The 25,147-nt window shown below is 61.6% G+C and carries 18 protein-coding genes; 4 read left to right on the top strand and 14 right to left on the bottom strand.

The window, feature by feature from the left end; translation table 11 throughout:
* Nucleotides 1-51: 51 nt before the first annotated feature.
* The 6 genes from H096_RS09475 to H096_RS09450 all read right to left on the bottom strand — a co-directional run bounded on the left by H096_RS09475 (nucleotide 52) and on the right by H096_RS09450 (nucleotide 6,656).
* Nucleotides 52-1,008 (bottom strand): glycosyltransferase, encoded by a 957-nt coding sequence (locus H096_RS09475; RefSeq protein WP_033897827.1) that lies wholly within the window; start codon nucleotides 1,006-1,008, stop codon nucleotides 52-54.
* The gene (locus tag H096_RS09470) at nucleotides 1,005-2,393 is read right to left on the bottom strand and encodes a PIG-L family deacetylase (RefSeq protein WP_033897826.1); all 1,389 of its coding nucleotides are present in this window, start codon (nucleotides 2,391-2,393) and stop codon (nucleotides 1,005-1,007) included. The genes H096_RS09475 and H096_RS09470 overlap by 4 nt, the downstream gene beginning before the upstream one ends.
* Entirely contained in the window at nucleotides 2,390-3,286 is an 897-nt protein-coding gene (locus H096_RS09465; protein WP_033897824.1) for an antimicrobial resistance protein Mig-14, read from the bottom strand. The genes H096_RS09470 and H096_RS09465 overlap by 4 nt, the downstream gene beginning before the upstream one ends.
* Nucleotides 3,286-4,416 carry a glycosyltransferase gene (locus tag H096_RS09460; protein ID WP_033897822.1) on the bottom strand — a complete coding sequence of 377 codons (1,131 nt, stop codon included), beginning with the start codon at nucleotides 4,414-4,416 and terminating at the stop codon, nucleotides 3,286-3,288. The genes H096_RS09465 and H096_RS09460 overlap by 1 nt, the downstream gene beginning before the upstream one ends.
* Nucleotides 4,400-6,157 carry a carbamoyltransferase gene (locus H096_RS09455; RefSeq protein WP_033897821.1) on the bottom strand — a complete coding sequence of 586 codons (1,758 nt, stop codon included), beginning with the start codon at nucleotides 6,155-6,157 and terminating at the stop codon, nucleotides 4,400-4,402. Before H096_RS09455 ends, H096_RS09460 begins: the two co-directional genes overlap by 17 nt.
* Nucleotides 6,158-6,299: 142 nt before the next feature.
* Nucleotides 6,300-6,656, bottom strand: a complete 357-nt coding sequence (locus H096_RS09450; protein WP_033897820.1) for a YceK/YidQ family lipoprotein — start codon at nucleotides 6,654-6,656, stop codon at nucleotides 6,300-6,302.
* Between the two features lie 201 nt (nucleotides 6,657-6,857).
* Here H096_RS09450 and H096_RS09445 point away from each other — a divergent pair, with 201 nt between their 5' ends.
* Both H096_RS09445 and H096_RS09440 read left to right on the top strand, forming a co-directional pair.
* Nucleotides 6,858-8,960 carry a TonB-dependent receptor gene (locus H096_RS09445; protein WP_033897818.1) on the top strand — a complete coding sequence of 701 codons (2,103 nt, stop codon included), beginning with the start codon at nucleotides 6,858-6,860 and terminating at the stop codon, nucleotides 8,958-8,960.
* A 76-nt stretch (nucleotides 8,961-9,036) separates the two neighbouring features.
* Nucleotides 9,037-10,425, top strand: a complete 1,389-nt coding sequence (locus H096_RS09440; RefSeq protein WP_033897817.1) for a surface-adhesin E family protein — start codon at nucleotides 9,037-9,039, stop codon at nucleotides 10,423-10,425.
* A 26-nt stretch (nucleotides 10,426-10,451) separates the two neighbouring features.
* Here the strand turns inward: H096_RS09440 and H096_RS09435 are convergent, their stop codons facing one another.
* From H096_RS09435 to glnE, 8 genes are read right to left on the bottom strand one after another with little or no spacing between them, the layout of a single operon-like run.
* Nucleotides 10,452-11,894 (bottom strand): lipopolysaccharide kinase InaA family protein, encoded by a 1,443-nt coding sequence (locus tag H096_RS09435; protein ID WP_033897816.1) that lies wholly within the window; start codon nucleotides 11,892-11,894, stop codon nucleotides 10,452-10,454.
* Nucleotides 11,894-12,646, bottom strand: a complete 753-nt coding sequence (locus H096_RS09430; protein ID WP_033897815.1) for a lipopolysaccharide kinase InaA family protein — start codon at nucleotides 12,644-12,646, stop codon at nucleotides 11,894-11,896. The genes H096_RS09435 and H096_RS09430 overlap by 1 nt, the downstream gene beginning before the upstream one ends.
* Nucleotides 12,643-13,377: a lipopolysaccharide kinase InaA family protein gene (locus H096_RS09425; RefSeq protein ID WP_033897814.1), complete on the bottom strand. Its 735-nt coding sequence runs from the start codon at nucleotides 13,375-13,377 to the stop codon at nucleotides 12,643-12,645. The genes H096_RS09430 and H096_RS09425 overlap by 4 nt, the downstream gene beginning before the upstream one ends.
* Nucleotides 13,377-14,183: a lipopolysaccharide core heptose(I) kinase RfaP gene (gene rfaP / locus H096_RS09420; protein WP_033897813.1), complete on the bottom strand. Its 807-nt coding sequence runs from the start codon at nucleotides 14,181-14,183 to the stop codon at nucleotides 13,377-13,379. Before rfaP ends, H096_RS09425 begins: the two co-directional genes overlap by 1 nt.
* Entirely contained in the window at nucleotides 14,180-15,304 is a 1,125-nt protein-coding gene (locus H096_RS09415; RefSeq protein WP_033897812.1) for a glycosyltransferase family 4 protein, read from the bottom strand. The genes rfaP and H096_RS09415 overlap by 4 nt, the downstream gene beginning before the upstream one ends.
* Nucleotides 15,304-16,365 carry a lipopolysaccharide heptosyltransferase I gene (gene waaC / locus H096_RS09410; RefSeq protein WP_033897811.1) on the bottom strand — a complete coding sequence of 354 codons (1,062 nt, stop codon included), beginning with the start codon at nucleotides 16,363-16,365 and terminating at the stop codon, nucleotides 15,304-15,306. Before waaC ends, H096_RS09415 begins: the two co-directional genes overlap by 1 nt.
* Nucleotide 16,366: 1 nt before the next feature.
* A complete protein-coding gene (gene waaF, locus H096_RS09405) occupies nucleotides 16,367-17,401 on the bottom strand; it encodes a lipopolysaccharide heptosyltransferase II (RefSeq protein ID WP_033897809.1) in 1,035 nt (344 codons plus the stop codon).
* Between the two features lie 54 nt (nucleotides 17,402-17,455).
* Entirely contained in the window at nucleotides 17,456-20,395 is a 2,940-nt protein-coding gene (glnE, locus tag H096_RS09400; RefSeq protein WP_033897808.1) for a bifunctional [glutamate--ammonia ligase]-adenylyl-L-tyrosine phosphorylase/[glutamate--ammonia-ligase] adenylyltransferase, read from the bottom strand.
* Nucleotides 20,396-20,778: 383 nt separating this feature from the next.
* Between glnE and aceE the strand changes: the two genes are divergently transcribed.
* Nucleotides 20,779-23,424, top strand: coding sequence for a pyruvate dehydrogenase (acetyl-transferring), homodimeric type (gene aceE, locus H096_RS09395; RefSeq protein WP_033897804.1), 2,646 nt, complete (start codon nucleotides 20,779-20,781; stop codon nucleotides 23,422-23,424).
* An 11-nt stretch (nucleotides 23,425-23,435) separates the two neighbouring features.
* On the top strand, nucleotides 23,436-25,076 hold the full coding sequence (gene aceF / locus H096_RS09390; RefSeq protein WP_033897803.1) for a dihydrolipoyllysine-residue acetyltransferase: 1,641 nt from the start codon (nucleotides 23,436-23,438) through the stop codon (nucleotides 25,074-25,076).
* Nucleotides 25,077-25,147: the final 71 nt, after the last annotated feature.

The raw sequence follows: 25,147 nt of genomic DNA, 5'->3' as shown, positions 1-25,147 counted from the left end.
CAAGGCCTCGACAATATCATATAGCCATCATTTGCGACCACCTGGCCGATATCAAACGCCCAGCTTCAGGCGCAACCTTTCCAGCACACTCAATGGTGCACGGGGCCGCAGCGGCGGCTCGAGGGCTTCGACAATCCGCTGGCCGATCCGGGCAAAGCTGAACTGGCTGACGGCCAGGTCCTGGCCCTTGCGCGCAATATCGGCCGCCAACTGCGGATTGGACCGTAACACGGCCAGCTTTTCCTGCAACTGTGGGATGTCCTTGTAGAACACCACATTGACCATCTCTTCGAACCCCAGGGCCGCGTTTTCCTCGGCGCCCTGATCGAATGCCAGCAGCACGCATCCACAGGCCATGGCTTCGAAATTCTTGATCATGTACTCGCCCATGCCCACATCGGCGCTGACGAAAAAGCGGATCCGGTTGAGCGTGGCGCAATATTCTTCACCGGATTTGGTGCGTGTGACCACCAACGGCTCAACCTGTGCCAGTTCATCGAGCAGCGCCTTGCGACCACTGTAGGCGACGCTGTTGGTACTGCCGACAAACGCCAACTCGATATCCCGCTCACGCTCCTGCGGCTGCAACAGCGCCTGATCATAGCCCTTGGGCACGAACACTGCGTCAAAGCCCTCGGCGCGCAGCCGTTCGGTCACCATGTAGCCGGAGCTGATCACCCGCGCCCAAGGCAATCGTCGGTAATGAGCGCTGAATTTACCGGTGTATTTGCAAGGAATGTAGTTCTGGTAGGCGTCGTGTTCGAGGATCACCAGGTTCGGGATCGTACGGATAAACCCGGCCTGGCGGATTTCCTGCTTGAAGCGCAGGAAGAACACAATGCGGTCGTAGCGGGTCACGTCGACCTCACGCCGGAAGTAACCGCGCAGGTTGCGCTGCTCATCGCTGCTCAACCAACGGATATCGCATTCGCAGTGCTCGGCCACGCCTTCGTACAAGCGATCGAGGATGGCGCGCTGCTCTTTCTGCACCAAAAACAAGACTTTCATGACTTATCCTTTCCCAAACGCCAGAACAGCTCATGCCGTCGTACGGCCTTGCGGAAAAATTCGTTCTCACCATACGGCGACTGCGCACGGCCCGCCAACACTCGCTGCAGCCAACGCCGTACGCGACGCTTGAAGGGCGGTGACGGTTGCAAGTCATGCATCATGCCCAGCGCCATGGCCTTGTCACGCTGCTGTGTCAGCGTCAGAGGCAGGCTGCAGGGCAGCAGCTCTTCGGTCGCGTCGAACAGCGGCGGCAACGCAATGCCGGTGCCCGCGTCGCCCATGGGCCAGCGGTCGTTGTCGTGCAAGTGGTTGGCGTAGCCGAGTACTGTCGTCGGCTGCCACTCAAGACCTTGCAAGGCTTCCAGAACCGCGTGCTGCGCGCAGATATGGTCTGGATGCGGGTCCAATACCGGATGCGGCAGCACAATCACCTCTGGACGCGCCATCAACAACACTTGGCGCAGGTCGGCCAACAGGTTGTTCCAGGTCGGCAAGCCATCGCTGTTCGCCGGCAATTTAAACGGATTGAATTGGCGGAACGGCCGAACGTCTGTCATCTCGGCTTCACGGGAAGCAAACGGCAGATCCGGAGCGGCTTGCATCGCCTGCAATTGCAGGCAGAAGTAACCCAATTGCACGCAATGGGCTTGCGGCACACCCGCCCAGAGCGGCACGGCGATACTGTCCCAGGCGCGCAGGCGACCCTTGATGCGCGCGGATTCGACCGCGTCCAGGCCCATCTGCTGGTAATGCTCGGCTTCGATTTCGCCCGCCGTCAGGGTGACGATCCAAGGCTTTTCAGCCTGGCTGTACAGGCCGAACGCCGCCAATTCGGCATCGTCGGCATGGGGCGCGATCACCATCACGCGCTGCGTGCGGTAATCCGGGTGGTTCCAGGCCCACAGGCGCGGCGTGCCGATCACTCGGCAATGCCGACCGCGCAACGGCAACTCGTTCAGCGCCAAACCACTGAGGTTCAGGTAACGCACGCCGTTGACGCCGCGCTCAACGGTTTGCCGGTCGCCCGCCAGTTCAATGCTCGGGTCAAGGAAGCGTCCCAGCCACGTGCTTTTGATCTTGATCGCCAGCACCCGCGTTGCGTCCGCGTCCACCGGCTGGTCCAGTAGCAAGCGCCCATGTTCCAGGCGCACGCCCGGCACCTCGGCGTCCGCTGCAAAACGGTATTGGTAATCCTCGTTAGGCGCATAGAACAGATGGTCGGCAAACCAGGCCTCATGGGCGATCCAGGCCAGCACGGCCAACAGCAATGGCAACCACCAGGCCACCAGGATGCCGATCACCACCAGCAGCAATAAGCCAACCATCAGCGCCGTGCGCTTGTTGCGCCGATGGCGCTTGAGCAGTTGCTGCTTACGGGTCATACGCTGAATACCTGCACGGGGTTGCACCAACGGTCCTTGTACTCGCGGTCGGCCCGGCCAAAGGAGAAGCGCAACGGCTTGCCGACTTCGCGTGCCTGCTCCCAGGCACTCTGGGTATTAAGAAAGCTCAACACGCTACCGGGGCTGAAGGCACGGGTTTCAGGATCGACCCCGCCGTTGACGTACTCGACACTGATCCACTCCGGCGATTCGACCCGATACACCAACTGAATCGCGATAGGCGCGTCATTCAGAAAAATCACCGAGCCGATCAACCACTCGCGCATCAGCTCGATCACTTCAGCCAAGCGCTCGGCGCCAGTGGCTGTGAAGCCCCAGCGGCGCAGGAACAGGTCACAATAGATGGCCGCCAGCTCTGCGCTGGAAAACTCGCTGACAGGCCGTACCACGCCGCCCGCCTCTTCCAGCAAACGCAGTTCGCGGCGCTGGTTGTAGCGAAATTTCTTCGACAGCTCTTCCGGAGTGCGCGCCATGGCCAACTGCTCGGCCTGGGGCTTGAGGCCGCTGAAGCGGCCTTCGTTCAACGTCGACAGGTAGCGTGCACGCTGGCGCAAAGGCGCCTGCGCATCGGCGGCGGCCGGCAGGATCACCTCGGCATTGCCCAGGTCGAACAGGCCTTTCTTGCCACTGCGCTTGAGCACGTCCTTGGACAGCGCCAGGTCGCGCCCCCAGGTGGCAATGCACGCCTTGAGTTCACCCGCCTGCTCCCAGGCCAGGTATCGCACTGGAATCTGCGCCAGCCCAGCCAGACGCTCGATCACTTGCGGATGGGTCGCGACGCTACCGCCAAAACGCTGCCAGGCCTCGTGGTAGGTCGGTGCCTCGACGACGCACCAGCCGCGCTCGCGCCAGCCTTGGAATCGATTGAGCATCAAGCCCTCGCGGTCAGTTCAATGACATGGGGCAATTGCCAGAAAGTGTCGCGCACCGCCTGATCCGAGAATCGTGCGTGCAGGCGCTCCAGCATCAGCTCTGCGCACTGGTGTTGCTGGTGTGGGTCCATCGCGGCCAGATGGCACAGCCCTTGGGCCAGGTGCTCGGCGTCACCGAACGGAAACAGGATGCCAACACCTTCGACCACTTCCCGTGCACCACCACACGCGGTGGCCAACAGTGGTACGCCAGCGGCCATGGCTTCCAGCAGCACCATACCGAAGGGTTCGTGATCGGAGCTCAGCGCAAACACATCAAACGCGCGGAAATAGCGGCGCGCCTCCGGCACCTGGCCGAGGAACAGCACCTTGTCGGCAATCCCCAACTCGCGGGCCAGCTCCTTCAGGTCCTGCTCCAGGCGCCCGGTGCCGAGGATCGCCAGGCGGCTTTCAACCGGCAATTGCGCCAATGCCAAGGCAAAACCCTTGAGCAGGGTGGCCTGGTCCTTGTCCGGGTGCAGGCGGCCGACATTGCCGACCACCCATTCATCCGGCGACAACCCCAGGGCATCCCGCGCGTCATCCCTGGAAACCTGCTGGGCTTGCAGGGCTTGCACATCGATGCGGTTGTACAAGGTCTGGATACGCGCCGCCGGCCAACTCGGCAGGCAGCGGCGGATGTCATCGCGCACGGCGTCGGAAACCCCCAGCAGGCTCAGGCGCTTGCGGAAGATCGACGCGAACAGGCGGCGGCCACGGCGCTGATAATCACCGAAAGCATGGTGCACACCGATCACCTGCAACCGCGTGGCGAGCAACGCCACGTAGATCGGCTTGGCGCGGTGCGCGATGCAGAAACTGAAATTGCGCGAGGCGGCAATCTTACGCATCTCGGCGATGGCGCCCAGCTTGAGGCCACGAATGGCCTTCGAGCTGAACTCCATGAACAACACCTCATCACTGGCGCAACCCGCCGCCACTTCAGGGTCGGCAACCCCGGTGAGAAACACCGTGGTCACCTTGTAGCCGGAGCCTGCGAACAGGCTGGCGTATTGCCGCGCGCAGTCCAGGAACGGCCCGTCATAGCCGTGGCAGAACTGCAGGACGTGGCGTTCAGCCGACCGTGTCATAAGGGTCCACGCCGTCTTTGACGACCAGGATGTCTTCCATGATCAGGTATTGCAGGTCAGAGCCGAAGAACATGTCCAGCGCATCTTTCGGCGAGCAGATCATCGCTTCGCCACGACGGTTGAGCGAGGTGTTCAGCGACACACCGTTACCGGTGAGCACTTCCAGCTCTTTCATCATGTCGTAGTAACGCGGGTTGTATTCGCGCTTGAGCACCTGGGCGCGGGACGTGCCATCTTCATGGACCACCTCCGGCACGCGGGTCTTCCACTCTTCAGCCACTTCAAAGGTGAAGGTCATGAACGGCGCCGGGTGATCGACCTTGATCATCTGCGGGGCGACGGTGTCGAGCATCGACGGGCAGAAAGGCCTCCAGCGCTCGCGGAACTTGATCTGGTGGTTGATGCGATCAGCCACGCCGGTGGCGCTTGGGCAACCGATGATCGAACGACCGCCGAGGGCACGCGGGCCAAACTCCATGCGGCCCTGGAACCAGGCCACCGGGTTGCCGTCGACCATGATCTTGGCGATGCGCTGGGGCATGTTGTCGATCTTGCGCCATACGGGCTTGCTCTCGTGCTTGGCGCACGCCGCAATCACCTCTTCGTTGCTGTAGGACGGGCCGAGGTAGACGTGTTCCATCTTCTCCACCGGCACACCACGGGCGTGGGACACATAAGCCGCCGCACCGACCGCCGTACCGGCATCGCCGGACGCCGGCTGTACGAACAGCTCCTTGACGTCGTCACGGGCAATGATCTTCTGGTTCAGCTTGACGTTCAACGCGCAGCCGCCAGCGAAGGCCAGCTTGCCGGTGTCTTTCAGGATGTCGCCCAGGTAGTGGTCGATCATCTGCAGGGCCAGCTTCTCGAACAGCGCTTGCATGCTGGCGGCGTAGTGGATGTACGGCTCGTCGGCGATATCGCCTTCGCGCTTCGGACCCAGCCACTCGATCAGTTTTGGCGAGAAGTAGAACCCTTTGCCTTTCTCTTTATAGCGGCGCAGGCCGATGACGTTGGCGTAGTCGGTGTTGATCACCAGCTCGCCGTTTTCAAAAGAGGCCAGGCGCGAGAAGTCGTATTTGCTGGCATCGCCGTACGGCGCCATGCCCATGACCTTGAACTCGCCGTCGAGCATCTCGAAACCGAGGAACTCGGTAATTGCGCCGTACAGGCCGCCGAGGGAGTCCGGGTCGTAGAATTCCTTGATCTTGTGGATCTTGCCGTTCTCGCCGTAGCCGAAGAACGTGGTGGCGTACTCACCTTTACCGTCGATGCCGAGGATCGCAGTTTTCTCCTGGAAGCCGGAGCAGTGGTAGGCGCTGGACGCGTGGGCCAGGTGGTGTTCAACCGGTTCGATCTTGATTTTCTTCGGATCGAAGCCCAGTTGCTCCAGGCACCAGACGATCTTGTTGCGATAGCGTTTGTAGCGACGGTTGCCCATCAGGATCGCGTCGAGGGCGCGGTCCGGGGCGTACCAGTAACGCTTGGCGTAGTGCCAGCGCGCCTCACCGAACAGGCTGATCGGGGCGAACGGAATCGCCACCACGTCAACGTCGGAAGGCTTGATGCCGGCCTGCTCCAGGCAGAACTTCGCCGACTCGTAGGGCATGCGGTTCTTTGCATGTTTGTCGCGTACGAAGCGCTCTTCTTCGGCGGCCGCGATCAGCTTGCCGTCGATGTACAAGGCTGCGGAAGGATCATGGCTAAGGGCGCCGGACAGGCCAAGAATCGTCAATGCCACAGGGGTCTAGCCTCTTTTAGTCTGCATGCAGGCGGGTTACGCCGCGAAAAAGTGTGCTTCCCGCCTGGGCAGGAAACAGCTAAAGGGCGGGATTATAGCTTAAAAGCAGGGGGGAGCTGTTAGCGGCGAGTGGCAAGAAGGATCAGCGGAAGATCTCGATGCTGCCGTCTTTGCTCTGGCGGTAAAGGGTGTAGGGCAACACCAGCGTATCGACCACGCCGGAGGCAATGAAATCGACGGCAACGAAAGGTAGCGCGGCACCGCTATGGTCTTTCAGGCTATTGCTTGTCAGGCTCTTGTCGGGGGCCGGCTCGCCATTGAGCGTGCAAAAGTTGTAGATCACCCCGCTGTAGATACGTGGCACGTTCTCGCAGTGGCTACGCGAGTCCTTGAGGTTCTGGCTGGCGACCGCATCGGGACGGAAGACCGTGGTGACGGTTCCGCAACCGGTGATCAGACAGCACAGCACAAGCCACACGACTTTCGACCCAATCCTCATGACCCCCTCCTTTTGACCCATCGGCCATTGTCGTTACCAAGGCCTGCCACGCTAACATCGCAAAGGCTGATGTCCCAGGGTGGCACCTCCGATGTGCAGCGTAAGACGATTCCTAAATGATAAATCTCGCCCAAGTCACTAAACTCGCGCCCCTTTGCGCGTTTACCTCTTATACAACGCGCCACGGATTCTGGCTGACCCATGAAAACCCTCGCCCGCTTCACCTTGTTGCTGCCCGGTTTGCTCGCCTTGAGTGATGCCGCGCGGGCTGACGACGCACCGCTGATCCTGGACCCCAGCGTGGTCACCGGCTCCCGCAGCGCCAGCCCGACCTTCGACCTGCCCTACTCGATCGACGGCGTCAGCCGTGAGCAGATCAGCGACGGCCAACTGGGCATCAATGCCTCCGAGGTCCTGTCTCGCGTGCCCGGCCTGGTGGTGCAGAACCGCCAGAACTACGCCCAGGACCTACAGATTTCTTCCCGCGGCTTCGGCGCCCGCTCGGCCTTCGGCGTACGCGGTCTCAAGTTGATCGCCGACGGTATCCCTGCCAGCACGCCAGACGGCCAGGGCCAGGCCGCCACGTTCAACCTCGACACCGCCGAGCGCATCGAAGTCCTGCGCGGCCCGGCGGCCACCCTGTATGGCAGCAACGCCGGCGGCGTGATCCAGATGTTCTCCCGCGACGGCGAAGGCCCGCCACGCATCGGCGCCGAGACCCTGGTGGGCAGCGACGGCTTGAACAAGAACCACCTGACCGCCGAGGGCGCGACAAATGGCGCAGGCTTTGTGCTCGACGCCTCACGCATGGACACCAACGGCTACCGCGACCACAGCAGCGCGCGCCGCGACCAGACCTTCGCCAAGCTCAACTTCCAACCGGATGACGACAGCAAACTCGCGCTGATCTACAGCAGCCTGGAACAGAACGGCACGCAGGATCCGCTGGGGCAGACCTGGGCGGCGTACAAGGCCGATCCACGCTCGGTGAGTGCCAATGCGCTGACCTACAACACGCGCAAAAGCATCGATCATCAGCAATTGGGCCTGAATTACGAGCGATACATCGGCGATGCGACGTTGCAGGTGAATGCCTATACGGGGCGGCGGAGTGTGATTCAGTATCTGTCGATCCCTGACAGGTTCGCCAGTGGCGTGACCAACCCCGCCAATGCACGCGGCGGCGTGGTGGCGTTCGACCGCAAGTTCTACGGCGGTTCCGTCCACTGGTTGCAACCCATCACCAGCGTCCCGGGCGACCTGACCCTGATCGCCGGGCTCGACTACGACCGCAGCCAGGATGATCGCCAAGGCTATTCCAACACCGTCAATGGCGTTCACGGCGTGAAAGGCGCACTTGGCCGCGACGAAATCGACACCGCCACCAGCCTTGACCCATTCGTGCAAGCCAACTGGTTACTGGGTGACTGGACGCTGCAAGCAGGGCTACGCCACAGCACCATGGAAATGAAGGTCGACGACCACTTCCTCAGCGACGGCAACGACAGCGGCAGCAAGACTTACCAGAAGAACACACCGTCAGTCAGCGTCATGTACGCGTTCACGCCTGACTTGCACGGCTACGTCAGCGCAGGCAAAGGCTTTGAAACCCCGACGCAAGCTGAATCGGCTTATTCCAGCAGTTCAAACGGTTTCAATTTTGCGCTCAAGCCTTCGGTCAGTACGCAATATGAGGTTGGCCTGAAAGCACGCGTCGGCCAGGACACGCGCATCAACGCCGCCGTCTTCCAGATCACGACCGAAGACGAATTGGTGGTGCAGCAATCCAGCGGCGGCCGTACGACTTATCAAAACGCCGGCCGCACCCTGCGCCGCGGCTTCGAACTGGGCATCGAAAGCCAGCTCAGCGAACACTGGAGCACCAACCTCGCCTACACCCGCCTGCAAGCCACCTATGACAGTGACTTCGTCAGCGGCGGCAACACTGCCGTCGACAAGGGCAACTACCTGCCCGGCGTACCGCAAACCACGCTGTTCGCCGAGCTGAACTGGAAACCCCGAGACTGGGTCAGCACCGCCATCGAAGGCCTGTACCGCAGCAAGGTCTACGTCGAAGACACCAACAGCCAACACGCCGCACCGGCCTATAGCGTGTTCAACTGGCGCGCGCGCTTTGAGCAGAAAGTCGAACACTGGACCTTCCACCAGACCCTGCGCCTGGATAACCTGCTCGACCGCCAGTACGTCGGCTCGGTGATCGTCGGCGATGGCAACAACCGCTATTACGAGGCCGCGCCGGGGCGCTCCTGGTATGCGGGTGCAGGGGCGGAGTATCAATTCTGATCAGCGCGCCCCGCACAAAACGCGATGCGGCGGGTCGAAAGGCCCTGATCACCTCTCATCTCTGCAAGGAACGCTCATGAAACACATCGCGGTTATCGTCGCCCTAGGCCTGCTCAGTGGTTGCGGCGCGCAAGGGCTGAAGAGCGGCGACAAGGCCGACGCCCCGTATAAAGACATGCTCAAGAAGCCGCTATTGGCCGACTCGATCATGCGCGATGGCGACGACCTCAGTTACCAGGTTCACGTCACCCTGACCAACAACACCTCCGTGCCGGATATCGCGCAGATCCAGGCATCCTGCACCACTCCGAGCGGGAGCCTGCTGTATCTAGAAGCCCCCGGCACCCCAGGGCGCGATGGCCAGCCTACTCGCATCACGGTCATGCGCGACCTGGTGCCAGCAGTGATTGGCGAACTGCAACAGAACACCAGCTTTACCGACGCTTGCGCCCGCACGCCGCGCCCGGATTGGCGTCTCGTCAGCACGACAGAGACTCAACGCCAGTTGCTCATCGACCGCGCCAGCCTCAAGACCGTGGGCGAGAAAGTGGAGTTCTGGGGCGCCTACGATGAGCCGCTCATCCTGATCAACAAACTCAAGAAAATGCCCTACGCCCAGACGCGTATCCATTTAGAGGTCAACTGCAATCGCCAGACTTATCGCACCCTGGCGGCTTTCAGCCTCACCCAAAACAACAAGGTCACCTTCGGCAACGTCGTCGCCGTCCCCATTGACCAGCCCTTCAGCAGCGCCGAGGCGGAAAGCCAGCCCCTGCTCAAAGCTGCATGTTCGTCAACCGTTGCGCAGTTGCCGGTCGCCGTTGCACGCGACAAGGTCCAGGAAACCCTGACACCACCGCCCGTTCCCGCAACGGTAACGGCGGCCATCTCTGCCCTGGGCATGCCCGCTGCCCCTCAGTCACTCCATCACCTTGTGGAGAAGCGCGACCTGGGCTCCTCCAGCCTGCAAACCGACGTATTCATTGAGCCCGGCGCTGCAGAAAACCAACTTAAAGCCCGCCGCGTGACTAAGTTCTCGACCGCCCACATCACGACGTTCCGTGGATTGTTCAGCCTGACATTCCAAGGCGGATTTGAATTGCGCGGGTTGAACGTCTCGGCCGCAAGCCACCTTGAACAACTCAGTTTCACCGGCGACTGGAAGCACATGCCGGTCGGCACAACGCTGGGCTTCAAGGTGAAAGAGCGCAATCGCAACACCGCCGAAGAGGACCGCCTGCTCTCCCGTGATTCGACCTGCGTCGTCGCACGCGAACTGCCGGCCAGCAAAGTCAATTCGGCACTGAGTGGCAACGCGAAAGAGCTCAATTGCACGGCTGCTGGCGATAACTACCAGGCAACCGGCACGGTCATGTACCTGCAGGACTATGGGTATTTCTTCGCCAGCCAGGACTTTATCCAGGGCAAATACAAAACCCGTACCACGCTGGTCAACGCGCAATAGCGCCGGCAAACTGAGGCCTAAACGGATCAGGCGATCTGTTTAGGCAGGCGCTGATCGATCAGTTGATACAACGCGCTGCTTTCAGGCCAGTTGCGCATAAACCGCGCGCGGTCCTTGGCAAACGCCGGGGCGAAGCTCGCGGCGGAGCTGTGTTGGCGCATGGAGTCCAGGTCGATCAACGACCAGCGGTCCTTGTCCCAGAACAGGTTGTGGCCTTTGAAATCACCATGGCTGATGCGCTCGCGGATCAGTTCGGCAAACAGGTGATCCAGGGCCAGCAGCTCATCTTCCGGCGCATTGCCTTTTTCAACGTAGGGCGCAAAGCGCTCGATGATGTCCGGCCCCGTGATGAGTTCGGTCACCAGGTAGGCACGGCTGCGCAGCCAGAAAAAACGCTTTTCCAGCACGGCCAGCGGCTTGGGCGTGGCGATGCCAAGAAAGGTCAGGCGATTGCCTTCGCGCCAGGAATGCCAGGCGCGGCTCGGGCGCCAGAAGCGCTTGAGCCAATGGGCGAAACCCTTGATGTTGTAGCGTTTGATCACCAACGCACGACCGGCCACTTCTGCCTTGGCCACCGTGGCGGCACCACCGGTCTTGAACAGATGGCCCTGGTCGAGCAGCGCATCGGCCTGTTCCAGCACCGGCAGCATCGCAGCTTCTTCCTCGCGGCGGATGGCACGCAGGGCAAACGGCCCACGCAGCACGCTGAACAGCGTGCATTCGCGGCCGACCTTGTTGAGAAAGTCCTTCAGGCGCCAGGCGCTGACTTTGCGCACCTGTTTTTCCAGGGCTTCCAGCGGCAAGGCGTGTTCGCCGTTGCCGAGCAGGTAATACACCAACAGCTCTTCGGTAAACGGCTCAAGGTTCTTCGGCAACTGAGCGAAAAACACGCCGAGGTTTTCCAGTACGCGGTTGCGCGACAGCGGTTTGCCCGCCTCTTCCACGCGAATCCCGGCGCCATCGATCAGGTACAGCTTGCCGTGTTGGCGCAGCAGGTTGTCCAGGTGCAGGTCTTCCTGCCACAGGCCCTGGGTGTGCATCTGCGCAATCGCGCCCAGCGCTTCGGCGAGTACCGCGGTTTGCTCGTCGGCCAGCGGCGGCAGACCTTCGACGGCATGCCAGGCGTCAGCCAGGCTTTCGGCGCCTTCAATAAATTCAAACAGCAACCAGCCACCCTCGCCTTCCTGCAAACCATCGGCCAGCAACAACGGCGTGGTCAGCCCTTGCTCGGCAAGCAGGCGCACACCCGTAAGCTCACGCTGAAAATGCCGCGCCGCCTTACTGCCGACCAGCAACTTGGCCAGCACGGGGCGCCCACGCCACACGGCAGCGCCTACGTAGCGCTCGCCCGGCAGCACGCGCAACAGGCTCAGCAATTGCAACTGGCCGGGGCCCGCCGCATCGGCCAGTTCAAGGGTCAGGGGCAAGTCGGGGGAACGGCCGGCGGTTTTCAGCTCGGACAAACGCATCAACGGTTTTCCTTGTGGCTACGGCGGGCGCTCAGGCGCTGGAACCAGGTGTCGACCAACGAACTGTCCGCAGGCAGTTCCAGATACGCCGCCAACAGTTGGCGCACCTGCGCATCAGACCATTGGGGTGCGCGACGCAACAACGGCTCCAGATCCTTGACACGATCACGCCAGCCGAACAGCAGCGGGCGGGTTTTCTCCAGGTCGATCAACTGCGCGGCGTAACCGTCGCCGGTAGCCTGCAGGAAAATATGCTTGGGATAAAAACAGCCATGCACCTGGCCGACGCTGTGCAGCCGACGCGCCAGTTGACCGCAGGCCAGCAAGATCGCGTGGTGCTGGGCATCGCTCAATGAAGGCCATTGCTCCAGCAGCGAATCCAGGTCATTCCAGCCGTCCAGGGCGCGAGTCAGCAACATGGCGCGATGTTCGCCGTTGACTTTACGCTCGCCGTAGAACGCCGCTTGCAAGGCCGGAATGCCGAGCTTGCGGTAACGGCTGATATTGCGGAATTCGCGGGAAAAACTCGGTTCGCCAAAGGGACGGTGCAAGCTGCGCGTCAGGTAATTGCTCTGGCGCTTGAGGTAATAACCCTGGCCGTCGAGTTCGAGGCGGAACACGCTGCTCCAGCCACCACGGCTGGTATTGGGTTCATCCACCGCGTCCAGCTGTTTGGCCCACAAGGCGTCGAACGTCGCCAGGCCGTGGCGCGCCAGCAGCGCACGGTCTTCAGCCGCCAGGAAATCACTCATTCGCGGCCCTCGAAAAACTTCACCACGTGGCGAATCCGCTCTTTATCCGATGCACTCAAGTGCCGACGCTGACGGTACTGCATGTAGAAACGCAGGCGCTGGGTGGCGGACAGATGATACTTGGCCACCTTGTCCAGGCAGGCCAGGTCTTTGGTGATGCGGTACTTGAGCCAGAACCCGCGCCAGAAGTCGCCATTGGGGCAATCGATCAGGTACAGGGTGGCCTGGTCATCGATCAGCAGGTTGCGCCACTTCAAATCATTATGGGTAAAGCGATGATCGTGCATGGTGCGCGTGTACTCGGCGAGCTGGCGGCTCACCGCGTTGACCCACTTGGGGTCACGCAGGCGCGCATCGTTGCGCTCGGCGAGCACCGAAAGGTCTTCTGTCCTCGGCAGCTCGCGGGTGATCATCGCCCCACGGTCGTAGGCCAGGCCTTTGCGCTCCAGGCCCCAGGCAACCACGTCGGCAGTGGGAATACCCCACTTGGCGAAGCGCTTGAGGTTCTGCCACTCGGACTTGACCCGAGGCTTGCCCAGGTAACGCCGCAGGCCCTTGCCTGCGCCGGTGTAGCGCTTGACGTAGTAATTGACCCCGCCACGCTCTACGCGGATCACTTCCGACAATGGGTCACGGGTCAGGCGCTCGCCTTGCAGGGCGAATACCGCTTCAAGACTGCCAAAATCATCCGCCAGGTTCGCGTAGGCCGGTTCCAGGTTCCAACCCGCCATCAGATCGCATCCCCGTAACGTAGCTTGCGCGCATACAGCTTGTCGGCCTTGCGCTGCATCAGGTTCAACGACGCCGATTGCTCGGCCAGGATCTGGCGCAGCGGCTGGCGGAAGTAACCCTTGAGGAAACGCAGCTTGTCGCGACGGGTCAGGCCGATGTCCAGCGCCGAGTAGTACAGCGCGGAGAGGTCCTTGTCGCGCCAACGCAACGGCAAGTGCGCGCGCAGTTGGGCACGGTGCAGGTCGATCACCGACAGCTTGATGTTCTTCGCATCGATGGGCTTGGCCGTGTCCAGCAGGAAGTGGCACAGGTAGCAATCGCGGTGGTTTACGCCGCCACGGTGCATGTCGCCGACCATGCGTGCCAGCTCATGGGTGAGTGCATGACGCAACGCAGGCGCCGGAGGCGAGGCCACCCAATTGATCGTCACATCTTCCAGGCTGAGGGTTGGCGCCAGTTCTTCTGTGATGATGAACGAGTGCTGGTCGGCCGGGTTGCTGCCTTTTTCACCGAAGGCGACGCCAGTCATGGTGGGCACGCCGAGTTCCTGCAAGCGATGAATCGCCGCCCACTCAAGGCCCGCACCCAGCACCGGCAGCTTGGCGGTGATCAGGTTCTTGAAGATCTCGCCCCAGCCAATGCCACGGTGGATTTTCACAAAATACGGACGGCCATCCACCACGGTACGCAGCGTGCGACGCGCCGCCAGCTCGCGGAATACTTCGCCTTGCAGCTTCTCGACTTCGGCAAAGGCATCAAGCCCGGCCCATAACGTCTTGAACGGTTCGGCAAGAATCAACTTCATCGTTTTGGCTCCGCCAGGATCACATCCGCAGCGTGCTGCGGCATGCTGTAAAGGTCGGCCGTCTCAGCGAAGGCCAAACCATTGCGGCTCCAGGCCGCGCGCTGTGCAGTGTCAGTGAGCATATTCGCCAGGTACTGGTTGAGCTGCGCTTGTTCGAACGGCTCATCCAGCACCAGGCCGCTGTCGGCTTCAGCGATGTAGTGGGCATAACCACATACGGCCGAGACCAGCACCGGAAGCCCGGCCACCAGGGCTTCAAGCAATACCGTGCCGGTGTTTTCGTTGTACGCCGGGTGGATCAACAGGTCGGCACCCAGCAGGAAACGCGGGATATCGCTGCGGCCCTTGAGGAACTGCACATTGTCCCCCAGCCCCAACGTAGCGCTTTGCAGTTGGAATACTTTGGGGTCGTCCTGGCCGATGACAAACAGGCGCGTACGTTTTTTCAGCTCAGACGGCAACGCGGCAACGGCTTTGAGGCTGCGGTCAACGCCCTTGGTCTTGAAGCCCGAGCCGATCTGCACCAGCAGCAAATCGTCGGCGCCCAGGTTGAACTCCTTACGGAACCCTTCACGGATTTCAGCCGCATTCGGCGGCGCGCGGCGGTCCTGGGCAATGCCCGGCGGCAGCAGGTGGAAGCGTTCCAGCGGTGTGTCGTAATGCTTGATAAACAGCGGCTGCTGCACTTCGGAAATCATCAAGACTTCGGTCTTGGCGTCCTTGGCGAACACCGCGCGCTCGTACTCGGCAAAGTGCTTGTAGCGGCCAAAATAGCGGTACAGCGAGTGGCGCAGGTTTTGCGCCTTGTCTTCAAAGCAGCCGTCGGCGGCGTAATACACATCCAGGCCAGGCATTTTATTGAAGCCAATCAGACGGTCCACCGGGCGCTTGGCCAGGTCGGCGGCCATCCAGGCGCTGAGTTTCTCATTGCGCCGATGGTTGAAGAACGCCTTGACCGGCGCCACCAGCACTTCGAAGCCGGGCGGGATGTCGCCTTCCCAGATCAGCGTGTAGACACGAATCTGATGGCCGCGCTGCTGGCACTCCAGGGCGATGCGCATGAAGTCGCGCTGCAGGCCACCGAAGGGGAAATATTTGTACAGCACAAAAGCCAGTTGCATCAGTGCAGCTCCTCAGCCAATAACAACGTGCTCAGTCGGCTTGCCACACGCTCAGGGTTCAGGCGCGTGAAGCACAGCGGCGACTCGCGCTTGATGTCGAACCGACGCAGGTCGTCGGCCGTCGGTTGATAGGTACATTGCTTTTGCAGGCACGGCGCGCAAGGGAAGTCGCTGGCCAGGTGAATCTGGCCCTTGCCATAGGCGCCGGTGAGGCCTGGGTTGGTCGGGCCGAACAGGGAAATGGTCGGCACATCCAGCGCGGCGGCCAGGTGACCAAGGCCCGTGTCCACCGCTACGCAGGCGCGGGCGCCGGCCAGTACGCGGGCGACGCCGGCTAGGTTCAATTTGGGCAGCACTTCGGCGTTTGGCAGGCCTTGGGCCAAGCGTTCGGCGCGGGCTTTTTCGGCAGCGTTGCCCCAAGGCAATTTCACGTCGACGCCCAGACGCCCCATGCGCTCGGCCAGCTCACGCCAGTAGGCTTCGGGCCAGTGTTTGGTGTCCCAGGTGGTGCCGTGCAGCAGCAGTACAAACGGCTTTTTCGGCGGCAGGCCCAGGAGCTTTTCAGTGCTCAGACCGTAGTCGCCCAAGCCTTTGGGCAAGTCATAACCGAGGGCCACGGCGAACAGCTGACGCAGCCGCTCCACCGCATGCTGCCCACGCGCCACGGCGAGGCGACGGGAATAGAAACGTGCAGCCATCGGCTCGCGCGCGGAATGCTTGTCGAAACCCGCGATGGGCGCACGCACGTAGCGGGTCAGCCAGGCGCTTTTCAGCAGGCCCTGGGCATCGATCACCAGGTCATATTTGGTCGACTGGACTTGCTGCTTGAAGCGCCGCCATTCGCCACTCTTGAGGGTCTGCCAGATATTTTTTCGCCAGCGGCGGATCGCCACCGGGATCACCTTATCGACCGCCGGGTGCCAGGTGGGAATCTCGGCGAAGCCTTCTTCCACCACCCAGTCGAATCGGATGCCGGGAATCGCCCGCGCCGCATCGGTCAGGGCCGGTAAGGCATGAATCACATCGCCCAGGGATGAGGTCTTGATTACCAGTACGCGCAAACTATCGGACCTCGACCGCAGAGCTCTGCAACCGCTGCAAGGCTTCGTTCACCGGCTGCGGCAGCAACTGGCGCATGCAGTTGTAGTGACCGAAACGGCAGGTGCGATCAAAACACGGGCTGCACTCCAGGCCCAGGCGCACCACTTCGACCTTGTCGGCCAACGGCGGCGTGAAGCCCGGCGATGTGGAACCGTACACCGCCACCAGCGGGCGGTTCAGCGCGGCGGCGACGTGCATCAGGCCGGAGTCGTTGGACACTACCGAGTCGGCGCAGGACAGCAGGTCGATGGCTTCGGCCAAGGACGTGTCACCACTGAGGTTGACCGCCTCTTCACGCAGGCCCGGAATCAGGCGCTGGCGAATGTCTTCGCCCACCGGATGGTCTTTCTTCGAACCAAACAACCAGACCTGCCAGCCTTCGCGGATCTTCGCCTCGGCGACCTTGGCGTAGTGCTCCGACGGCCAGCGCTTGGACTCGCCAAACTCGGCGCCGGGGCACAGCGCCAGGACAGGACGGTCGAGTTCCAGGCCGAACTTGGCCAGGGCGGCGTCACGGCTCACCGGATCAATCTGCAAACTCGGACGCGGATACGGCGTGGGCAACTCGGCCCCCGGCTCGTAGGCCAGGGCCATGAAGCGCTCGATCATCAGCGGATAGCGGGCTTTGTCCAGGGTGCGCACGTCATTGAGCAACACGTAGCGGAATTCGCCACGCCAACCGGTGCGCTTGGGGATACCGGCGAAATACGGCACCAACGCCGACTTGAGCGAATTGGGCAGCAGGATCGCCTGGTCGTATTCGCCCGCCAGGGATTTACCGATGCGACGGCGGGTCGCCAGCTCCAGCGCGCCATGGCCGAGCGGAAAGCTCAGGGCCTTGCGCACTTGCGGCATGCGTTCGAGGATCGGCCGGCTCCACTCAGGGGCAAGTACGTCGATCTGGCAGTCCGGGTAGCGCATACGCAGGCACTGGAACAGTGTCTGCGCCATCACCATGTCACCGACCCAACTGGGCCCAACGATCAGAATATTCATGTAGTTTCCACAAACGATGCGGGGAGGCTTATGCCTCCCCGCCCTAATAGTGTTTCAGCTCAACCCCAGCTCTCGCCAGATTCGCATCACCTGGCGCCGTTCGTCGGCGAACTGATCCCCAGCCACCGTGCCGGCCTCATTTTGCAAGGCCTGGCGGTGCGCGGCGGAACGGTAGGCCTTATACACCTCGCGCAATAGATGGGCATCGGCGGCAGGCATCAAGCCCACCTGCTCCAGGCCTTCCAGAATGCGGATATTGTCGGTGTAGCGCAGCAACGATGGATGTTGCGCAGACCACGCCAAAGCCGCGTATTGCACCATAAATTCAATATCGACGATACCTCCGGCGTCCTGCTTGAGGTCGAACGCCGCCGTGGCCTCGAAGGCATTGGCGCCGGTGCCGGCCGCCGTGGTCTTGGTGCCCAGGTTGTCACGCATCTTGGCACGCATCTCGCTGACCTCCTGGCGCAGCTTCGCCAGATCGCGTTGCTGCCCCAGCACTTTGGCACGAACCTGCTCGAACGCCTGGCCCACATCCTGGCTGCCCACCAGCACCCGCGCGCGAATCAAGGCCTGATGCTCCCAGGTCCAGGCTTCATTTTGTTGATAGCGGTCAAACGCACCCAGCGAGCTCACCAGCAAACCGGACGCGCCGGAAGGCCGCAGGCGCATGTCGACTTCGTACAGCTGGCCGGAGTTGGTCTGCGTGGTCAGCAAGTGAATGATGCGCTGGCCCAAACGCGTGAAGAACTGCGCGCCGTCGATCGGCTTGGCGCCATCGGTTTCCGCCTGCGGATCGCCATCGTGGATAAACACCAGGTCCAGGTCCGAACCATGCCCCAGTTCGATCCCGCCGACTTTCCCATAACCGACAATGATGAACCCAGGATCGCACAGGGTGCCGTCCACGCGTTGCGGCGAGCCATGGCGCGCCACGGTCTGGCGCCAGGCCAAGGCCAATACTTGTTCGAGGATGGCCTCAGCAAGCCAAGTGAGGTAGTCACTGACTTTCATCAGCGGCAGGCTGCCAGCGATTTCCGAAGCGGCCACGCGCAGGCGGTGGGCCAGCTTGAAGTGACGCAGGGCTTCCATCTGTTGCTCAAGGTCGTCTTCCGGGATGCGCGTCAGACGCTCGCGCAACTCGGCGGCCAATTCAGGCGCCAAGGGTGGCTTGAACAGACGGCCTTCGTTGAGCAGTTCGTCGAGCAGTAGCGGGAAGCGGGTGATCTGCTCAGCGATCCACGGGCTGGCGGCGCACAGGGTCAACAGGCGACGCAGGGCGTCGGGGTTTTCCGTGAGCAGCACCAGATAAGCGGAACGCCGCGCGACGGCTTCGACCAATGGCAGCACGCGCTCCAGCACCAGGTCCGGGTTGGTGTGCTCGACCGCCTGGGCGAGCAGGCGTGGAATAAATGCATCCAGCCGCTCACGCCCCAAACGCTGCATGGCGCGCAATTGCGGGCTGCTGCGCAGGCCGGCCAACGCCTTGAGCGCCTTGGTCGCATCAGTAAAGCCGCCTTCAGCCAATTGGCGGCAAGCCGCTTCTTCATCTTGGGATTCTTCCCACAGCGGCAACCACTCACCGCCCACCACCAACTCGCTTTCTTCGCCCTCTTCTTCGTCAGGATCGGCAATCACCTGGCGGAAATGCCAATCCACCCGACCGCGCCAGTACATCAGCCGCTCGTGGAAGGCGGTCCAGTCGGCAAAGCCCAACATAAAGGCTATGCGCGCCTGGTCTTCCGGGCCGTCCGGGAGCATTTGCGTCTGCCGGTCGGCAATCGCCTGGATCGCGTGTTCGGTGTAGCGCAGGAATTCGTAGCCATTGCGCAATTCGGCGATCACCGCCGGCGGCAGGTAGCCCTGGCCTTCCAGCGTACCGAGCACTTTGAGCAACGGCCGCTGTTGCAGGCTCAGGTCACGACCGCCGTGGATCAGTTGGAAGGCCTGGGCGATGAATTCCACTTCACGGATACCGCCCGAGCCCAGCTTGATGTTGTCGGCCATGCCCTTGCGCCGCACTTCCTGCTGGATCAACTGCTTCATGGTGCGCAGCGCTTCGATGGCGGAGAAGTCCAGGTAGCGGCGATAGACAAACGGTCGCAGCATGTCCAGCAACTGCGCACCCGCCACCTGATCGCCAGCCACCACGCGCGCCTTGATCATGGCGTAGCGTTCCCAGTCGCGGCCCTGGTCCTGGTAGTACTGCTCCAGCGCATTGAAACTGAGCACCAGCGCACCCGCTGAACCGTAAGGCCGCAGGCGCATGTCGACGCGGAACACAAAGCCGTCGACGGTCATCGGGTCGAGGGCCTTGATCAGTTTTTGACCCAGGCGGATGAAAAACTCCTGATTGTCCAGGGAGCGCTTCACTCCGACCGTTTCGCCGCCCTCGGGGTAGGCGAAGATCAGGTCGATATCCGACGACAGGTTCAGCTCCACCGCGCCGAGCTTGCCCATGCCCAGGATCACCATGTGCTGCGGCTCGCCGCTGCGCCGGCCGGTGGGCGTGCCGAACTGCACGCAGTGGCGTTGGTACAGCCATTGGTAGGCCTGGTCGATGCTGGCGTCGGCCATGTCGGAGAGGTCGCGGCAGGTTTGCACCAGGTCCGCCTGGCGGGTCAGGTCGCGCCAGATGATGCGCACCTGCTGGCGCGTACGCTGGCGACGCAGCACACGTCCCAGCTCATCTTCTGTTTCGGCTTGTTGCACGGCGCCAGCAATTTGCCCGCACAGCTCATCAGGGGCGAAACCACGGTCCAACTCGCCCCAGGCCACCAGTTCGAGCAACATCAAAGGGTCACGAACACTCTGTTCAATGACGAAATCACTGGCCGCGCACACGCGGGTGAAGTCGGCCCACCGTTGCGGCGTCCACGCAGAAAGTCCATGATCGTCGTCCAGCGCGGCCACTGCGTCACGAAATGACTGCTCGGCCCGCTGGGCTTTTGGCAAGAGAATCGCCGGTAGTTCGGCGAGTGTTGGAAGGCTCATGGTCTATCCTTGTTCGGCGCGTAAATGGCGTGTGGCTGTGAACGCAAGAACCACGCTCTATGAAGGACTGTCGAACAAAGGTTAGAAATAGCTGAAATTAATTTCATTTTGGCAGCCAACATCAAACATTCACCTTTTCTTGTTCGCAAAAGATCAACAATAACGATTATGCTCACCAGCCAGACCGAGCCATACGCTCAGTCTTGTGTAGTTTTACTACTCGTATATACATTCGAAAGGCTGAAATGGCCGACGATTTGTAGTAAAACTACAGGACGCCGAAGCAACCTTCGGCCATCCAAGAATTTATGTCGTCTGCCCACAAGGCCAGTCGCAAACTTCAGGCAACCGATTCTGGTAGCCTTTCCGCCCTGGAGCAAGCCATGCAAGACCTCGATCCCGTCGAAACCCAGGAATGGCTGGACGCCCTGGAATCGGTTCTCGACAAAGAAGGCGAAGACCGTGCTCACTACCTGATGACCCGTATGGGCGAACTCGCGACCCGCAGCGGCTCGCAACTGCCTTACGCCATCACTACGCCATACCGCAACACCATCCCTGTTACCCACGAAGCACGCATGCCTGGCGACCTGTTCATGGAACGCCGCATTCGCTCGCTGGTACGTTGGAACGCCATGGCGATGGTAATGCGCACGAACTTGAAAGATTCGGACTTGGGCGGTCACATCTCCAGCTTCGCTTCCAGCGCAACCCTGTATGACATCGGCTTCAACTACTTCTTCCAGGCCCCGACCGACGAACACGGCGGCGACCTGATCTACTTCCAGGGCCACACTTCTCCAGGCGTTTACGCCCGTGCGTTCATGGAAGGCCGCATCACCGAAGAACACATGAACAACTTCCGCCAGGAAGTGGACGGTAACGGCCTGTCGTCGTACCCGCACCCTTGGCTGATGCCTGATTTCTGGCAGTTCCCGACCGTTTCCATGGGGCTGGGCCCGATCCAGGCGATCTACCAGGCGCGCTTCATGAAGTACCTGGAAGCCCGTGGCTTCATCCCTGAAGGCAAGCAGAAAGTCTGGTGCTTCCTGGGCGACGGCGAGTGTGACGAGCCGGAATCCCTGGGCGCCATCTCCCTGGCTGGCCGCGAGAAGCTGGACAACCTGATCTTCGTCATCAACTGCAACCTGCAGCGCCTCGACGGCCCGGTTCGCGGCAACGGCAAGATCATCCAGGAACTCGAAGGCGTGTTCCGCGGTGCTCAGTGGAACGTGACCAAAGTCATCTGGGGCCGTTTCTGGGACCCACTGCTGGCCAAGGACGTCGACGGTATCCTGCAACGTCGCATGGACGAAGTCATCGACGGCGAGTACCAGAACTACAAAGCCAAAGACGGCGCGTTCGTGCGTGAACACTTCTTCAACACGCCTGAACTCAAGGCAATGGTTGCAGACCTGTCCGACGACGAGATCTGGAAACTCAACCGTGGCGGCCACGACCCGTACAAGGTCTACGCGGCGTACCACGAAGCGGTCAACCACAAAGAACAACCGACCGTCATCCTGGCCAAGACCATCAAGGGTTATGGCACCGGTGCCGGCGAAGCGAAGAACACTGCGCACAACACCAAGAAAGTCGATGTCGACAGCCTGAAGTTGTTCCGCGACCGCTTCGACATCCCGGTCAAGGACGAAGAGCTGGAGAACCTGCCGTTCTTCAAGCCGGAGCCGAACAGCGCCGAAGCCCGTTACCTGGCCGAGCGCCGCGCCGCACTGGGTGGTTTCGTGCCTCAGCGTCGCGCCAACAGCTTCAGCGTACCGACGCCAGACCTGAGCACCCTCAAGGCTATCCTCGACGGCTCGGGCGACCGTGAAATCTCCACCACCATGGCTTTCGTGCGCATCTTGGCGCAGCTGGTCAAGGACAAGGAAATCGGCCCGCGCATCGTTCCGATCATCCCGGACGAGGCCCGTACCTTCGGTATGGAAGGCATGTTCCGTCAGTTGGGCATCTACTCCTCCGTCGGCCAGCTCTACGAGCCAGTCGATAAAGACCAGGTGATGTTCTACAAGGAAGACAAGAAGGGCCAGATCCTCGAAGAAGGCATCAACGAAGCGGGCGCCATGAGCTCCTTCATCGCTGCCGGTACTTCGTACTCCAGCCACAACCAGCCGATGCTGCCGTTCTACATCTTCTACTCGATGTTCGGCTTCCAACGTATTGGCGACCTGGCATGGGCAGCAGGCGACAGCCGTACCCGTGGCTTCCTGATCGGCGGTACCGCTGGCCGGACCACGCTGAACGGCGAAGGCCTGCAACACGAAGACGGTCACAGCCACATCCTGGCTGCCACCATCCCGAACTGCCGCACCTTTGATCCAACCTACGGCTATGAGCTGGCGGTGATCATCCAGGACGGCATGAAGAAGATGACCGAAGAGCAGCAGGACGTTTTCTACTACATCACCGTGATGAACGAGTCCTACCAGCAGCCTGCAATGCCGGCTGGCGTGGAAGAAGGCATCATCAAGGGCATGTACCTGCTCGAAGAAGACACCAAGGAAGCAGCGCACCACGTACAGCTGATGGGCTCCGGCACCATCCTGCGCGAAGTGCGTGAGGCGGCGAAGATCCTGCGTGACGAGTTCAACGTCGGCGCTGACGTGTGGAGCGTTACCAGCTTCAACGAACTGCGTCGCGATGGCCTGGCCGTAGAGCGTCACAACCGCCTGCACCCTGGCCAGAAGCCACAGCTCACCTTCGTTGAAGAGTGCCTGAATGGCCGTAAAGGTCCGGTGATCGCTTCGACCGACTACATGAAACTGTTTGCTGAACAAATTCGCCAGTGGGTCCCGTCCAAGGAATTCAAAGTCCTGGGCACCGACGGTTTCGGTCGCAGTGACAGCCGCAAGAAGCTGCGTCACTTCTTCGAAGTTGACCGTCACTTCGTGGTGTTGGCAGCCCTGGAAGCCTTGGCTGACCGTGGTGAGATCGAACCTAAGGTGGTGGCAGACGCTATCGTCAAGTTCGGGATCAACCCGGAAAAACGCAACCCACTGGACTGCTGAGGAGATTTTTTGTGAGCGAACTCATTCGCGTACCTGACATCGGCAGCGGTGAAGGTGAAGTAATCGAGCTGTTTGTGAAGGTCGGCGACACCGTCGAAGCCGACCAGAGCATCCTGACCCTGGAATCGGACAAGGCGAGCATGGAAATCCCTGCTCCCAAGGCCGGCGTGGTCAAGAGCCTGAAAGTGAAGCTGGGCGACCGCCTGAAAGAAGGCGACGAACTGCTGGAACTGGAAATCGAAGGTGCCGCTGATGCGGCCCCTGCGGCGGCGCCTGCTGCCGCTGCTGCACCTGCGCCTGCTGCTGAAAAGCCGGCTGCCGAGGCCGCTCCGGCCCCAGCTGCTGCACCTGCCGCTGCCAGCGTCCAGGACATTCACGTCCCGGACATCGGTTCGTCGGGCAAGGCCAAGATCATTGAGCTGCTGGTCAAGGTCGGCGACACCGTCGAAGCCGACCAGTCGCTGATCACCCTGGAGTCCGACAAGGCCTCCATGGAAATCCCTTCGCCGGCTGCCGGCGTGGTGGAAAGCATCGCGGTCAAGCTGGAAGACGAAGTCGGCACTGGCGACTTCATCCTCAAGCTGAAAGTACAAGGCGCTGCACCTGCTGCCGCGCCAGCCCCGGCCGCCGCTCCAGCCGCCAAGGCTGAAGCTGCACCGGCTGCTGCGCCGGCACCTGCTGCGAAAGCCGAGGCCGCACCGGCCCCTGCTGCTGCCGCACCTGCGCCAAGCGGTGCCAAGGTTCACGCCGGGCCTGCCGTGCGTCAGCTGGCCCGTGAGTTCGGCGTTGAGCTGAACGCTGTGTCGGCCACCGGCCCTCACGGTCGCGTGCTGAAGGAAGACGTGCAGGTCTACGTCAAGGCCATGATGCAGAAAGCCAAGGAAGCTCCGGCTGCTGGCGCTGCTACCGGTGGTTCGGGCATTCCGCCGATCCGTACCGTGGACTTCAGCCGCTTCGGTGAAATCGAAGAAGTGCCGATGACCCGCCTGATGCAAATCGGCGCGGCCGGTCTGCACGCCAGCTGGCTGAACATCCCGCACGTGACTCAGTTCGACCAGGCCGACATCACCGACCTGGAAGCTTTCCGCGTTGCGCAGAAAGCCGTGGCCGAAAAAGCCGGCGTGAAACTGACCGTGCTGCCGCTGCTGCTCAAAGCCTGCGCGCACCTGCTCAAGGAACTGCCGGACTTCAACGCTTCGCTGGCGCCAAGCGGCAAGGCGATCATCCGCAAGAAATACGTGCATATCGGCTTTGCCGTCGACACCCCGGATGGCCTGCTGGTACCGGTCATCAAGAACGTCGACCAGAAGAGCCTGCTGCAACTCGCTGCCGAAGCCGCTGCACTGGCTGCCAAGGCCCGCGACAAGAAGCTCACCCCGGACGACATGCAGGGCGCGTGCTTCACCATCTCCAGCCTCGGCCACATTGGCGGCACTGGCTTCACGCCAATCGTCAATGCGCCGGAGGTGGCGATCCTGGGCGTGTCCAAGGCCACCATCCAGCCTGTGTGGGACGGTAAAGCGTTCCAGCCGAAGCTGATGCTGCCGCTGTCGCTGTCCTACGATCACCGTGTGATCAACGGCGCTGCTGCGGCTCGCTTCACCCAGCGTCTGAGCCAGTTGCTGAACGACATCCGCACCATCCTGCTGTAAGCACGAACAGGCCTCCCGTTCACCCGGGACGCCTGGTTGCACCGATTTTCGAGCGCCACGCTCGTACCTCA

It is taken from the genome of Pseudomonas sp. FH1 (assembly GCF_000510895.2).
Taxonomy (GTDB): Bacteria; Pseudomonadota; Gammaproteobacteria; order Pseudomonadales; family Pseudomonadaceae; genus Aquipseudomonas; species Aquipseudomonas azotoformans_A.
The sequence above is the reverse complement of the archived record's forward strand: the minus strand, read 5'-3'. Positions and strand labels throughout refer to the sequence as shown.

What these genes read in the sequence shown, in the direction of transcription:
- H096_RS09450 (WP_033897820.1), bottom strand. Translation starts at nt 6,656, where the DNA reads ATGAGGATTGGGTCGAAAGTCGTGTGGCTTGTGCTGTGCTGTCTGATC.
- H096_RS09440 (WP_033897817.1), top strand. Translation starts at nt 9,037, where the DNA reads ATGAAACACATCGCGGTTATCGTCGCCCTAGGCCTGCTCAGTGGTTGC.
- H096_RS09430 (WP_033897815.1), bottom strand. Translation starts at nt 12,646, where the DNA reads ATGAGTGATTTCCTGGCGGCTGAAGACCGTGCGCTGCTGGCGCGCCAC.
- glnE (WP_033897808.1), bottom strand. Translation starts at nt 20,395, where the DNA reads ATGAGCCTTCCAACACTCGCCGAACTACCGGCGATTCTCTTGCCAAAA.
- H096_RS09445 (WP_033897818.1), top strand. Translation starts at nt 6,858, where the DNA reads ATGAAAACCCTCGCCCGCTTCACCTTGTTGCTGCCCGGTTTGCTCGCC.
- H096_RS09475 (WP_033897827.1), bottom strand. Translation starts at nt 1,008, where the DNA reads ATGAAAGTCTTGTTTTTGGTGCAGAAAGAGCAGCGCGCCATCCTCGAT.
- H096_RS09425 (WP_033897814.1), bottom strand. Translation starts at nt 13,377, where the DNA reads ATGGCGGGTTGGAACCTGGAACCGGCCTACGCGAACCTGGCGGATGAT.
- H096_RS09470 (WP_033897826.1), bottom strand. Translation starts at nt 2,393, where the DNA reads ATGACCCGTAAGCAGCAACTGCTCAAGCGCCATCGGCGCAACAAGCGC.
- H096_RS09415 (WP_033897812.1), bottom strand. Translation starts at nt 15,304, where the DNA reads ATGCAACTGGCTTTTGTGCTGTACAAATATTTCCCCTTCGGTGGCCTG.
- H096_RS09435 (WP_033897816.1), bottom strand. Translation starts at nt 11,894, where the DNA reads ATGCGTTTGTCCGAGCTGAAAACCGCCGGCCGTTCCCCCGACTTGCCC.
- H096_RS09460 (WP_033897822.1), bottom strand. Translation starts at nt 4,416, where the DNA reads ATGACACGGTCGGCTGAACGCCACGTCCTGCAGTTCTGCCACGGCTAT.
- H096_RS09465 (WP_033897824.1), bottom strand. Translation starts at nt 3,286, where the DNA reads ATGCTCAATCGATTCCAAGGCTGGCGCGAGCGCGGCTGGTGCGTCGTC.
- rfaP (WP_033897813.1), bottom strand. Translation starts at nt 14,183, where the DNA reads ATGAAGTTGATTCTTGCCGAACCGTTCAAGACGTTATGGGCCGGGCTT.
- waaF (WP_033897809.1), bottom strand. Translation starts at nt 17,401, where the DNA reads ATGAATATTCTGATCGTTGGGCCCAGTTGGGTCGGTGACATGGTGATG.
- aceE (WP_033897804.1), top strand. Translation starts at nt 20,779, where the DNA reads ATGCAAGACCTCGATCCCGTCGAAACCCAGGAATGGCTGGACGCCCTG.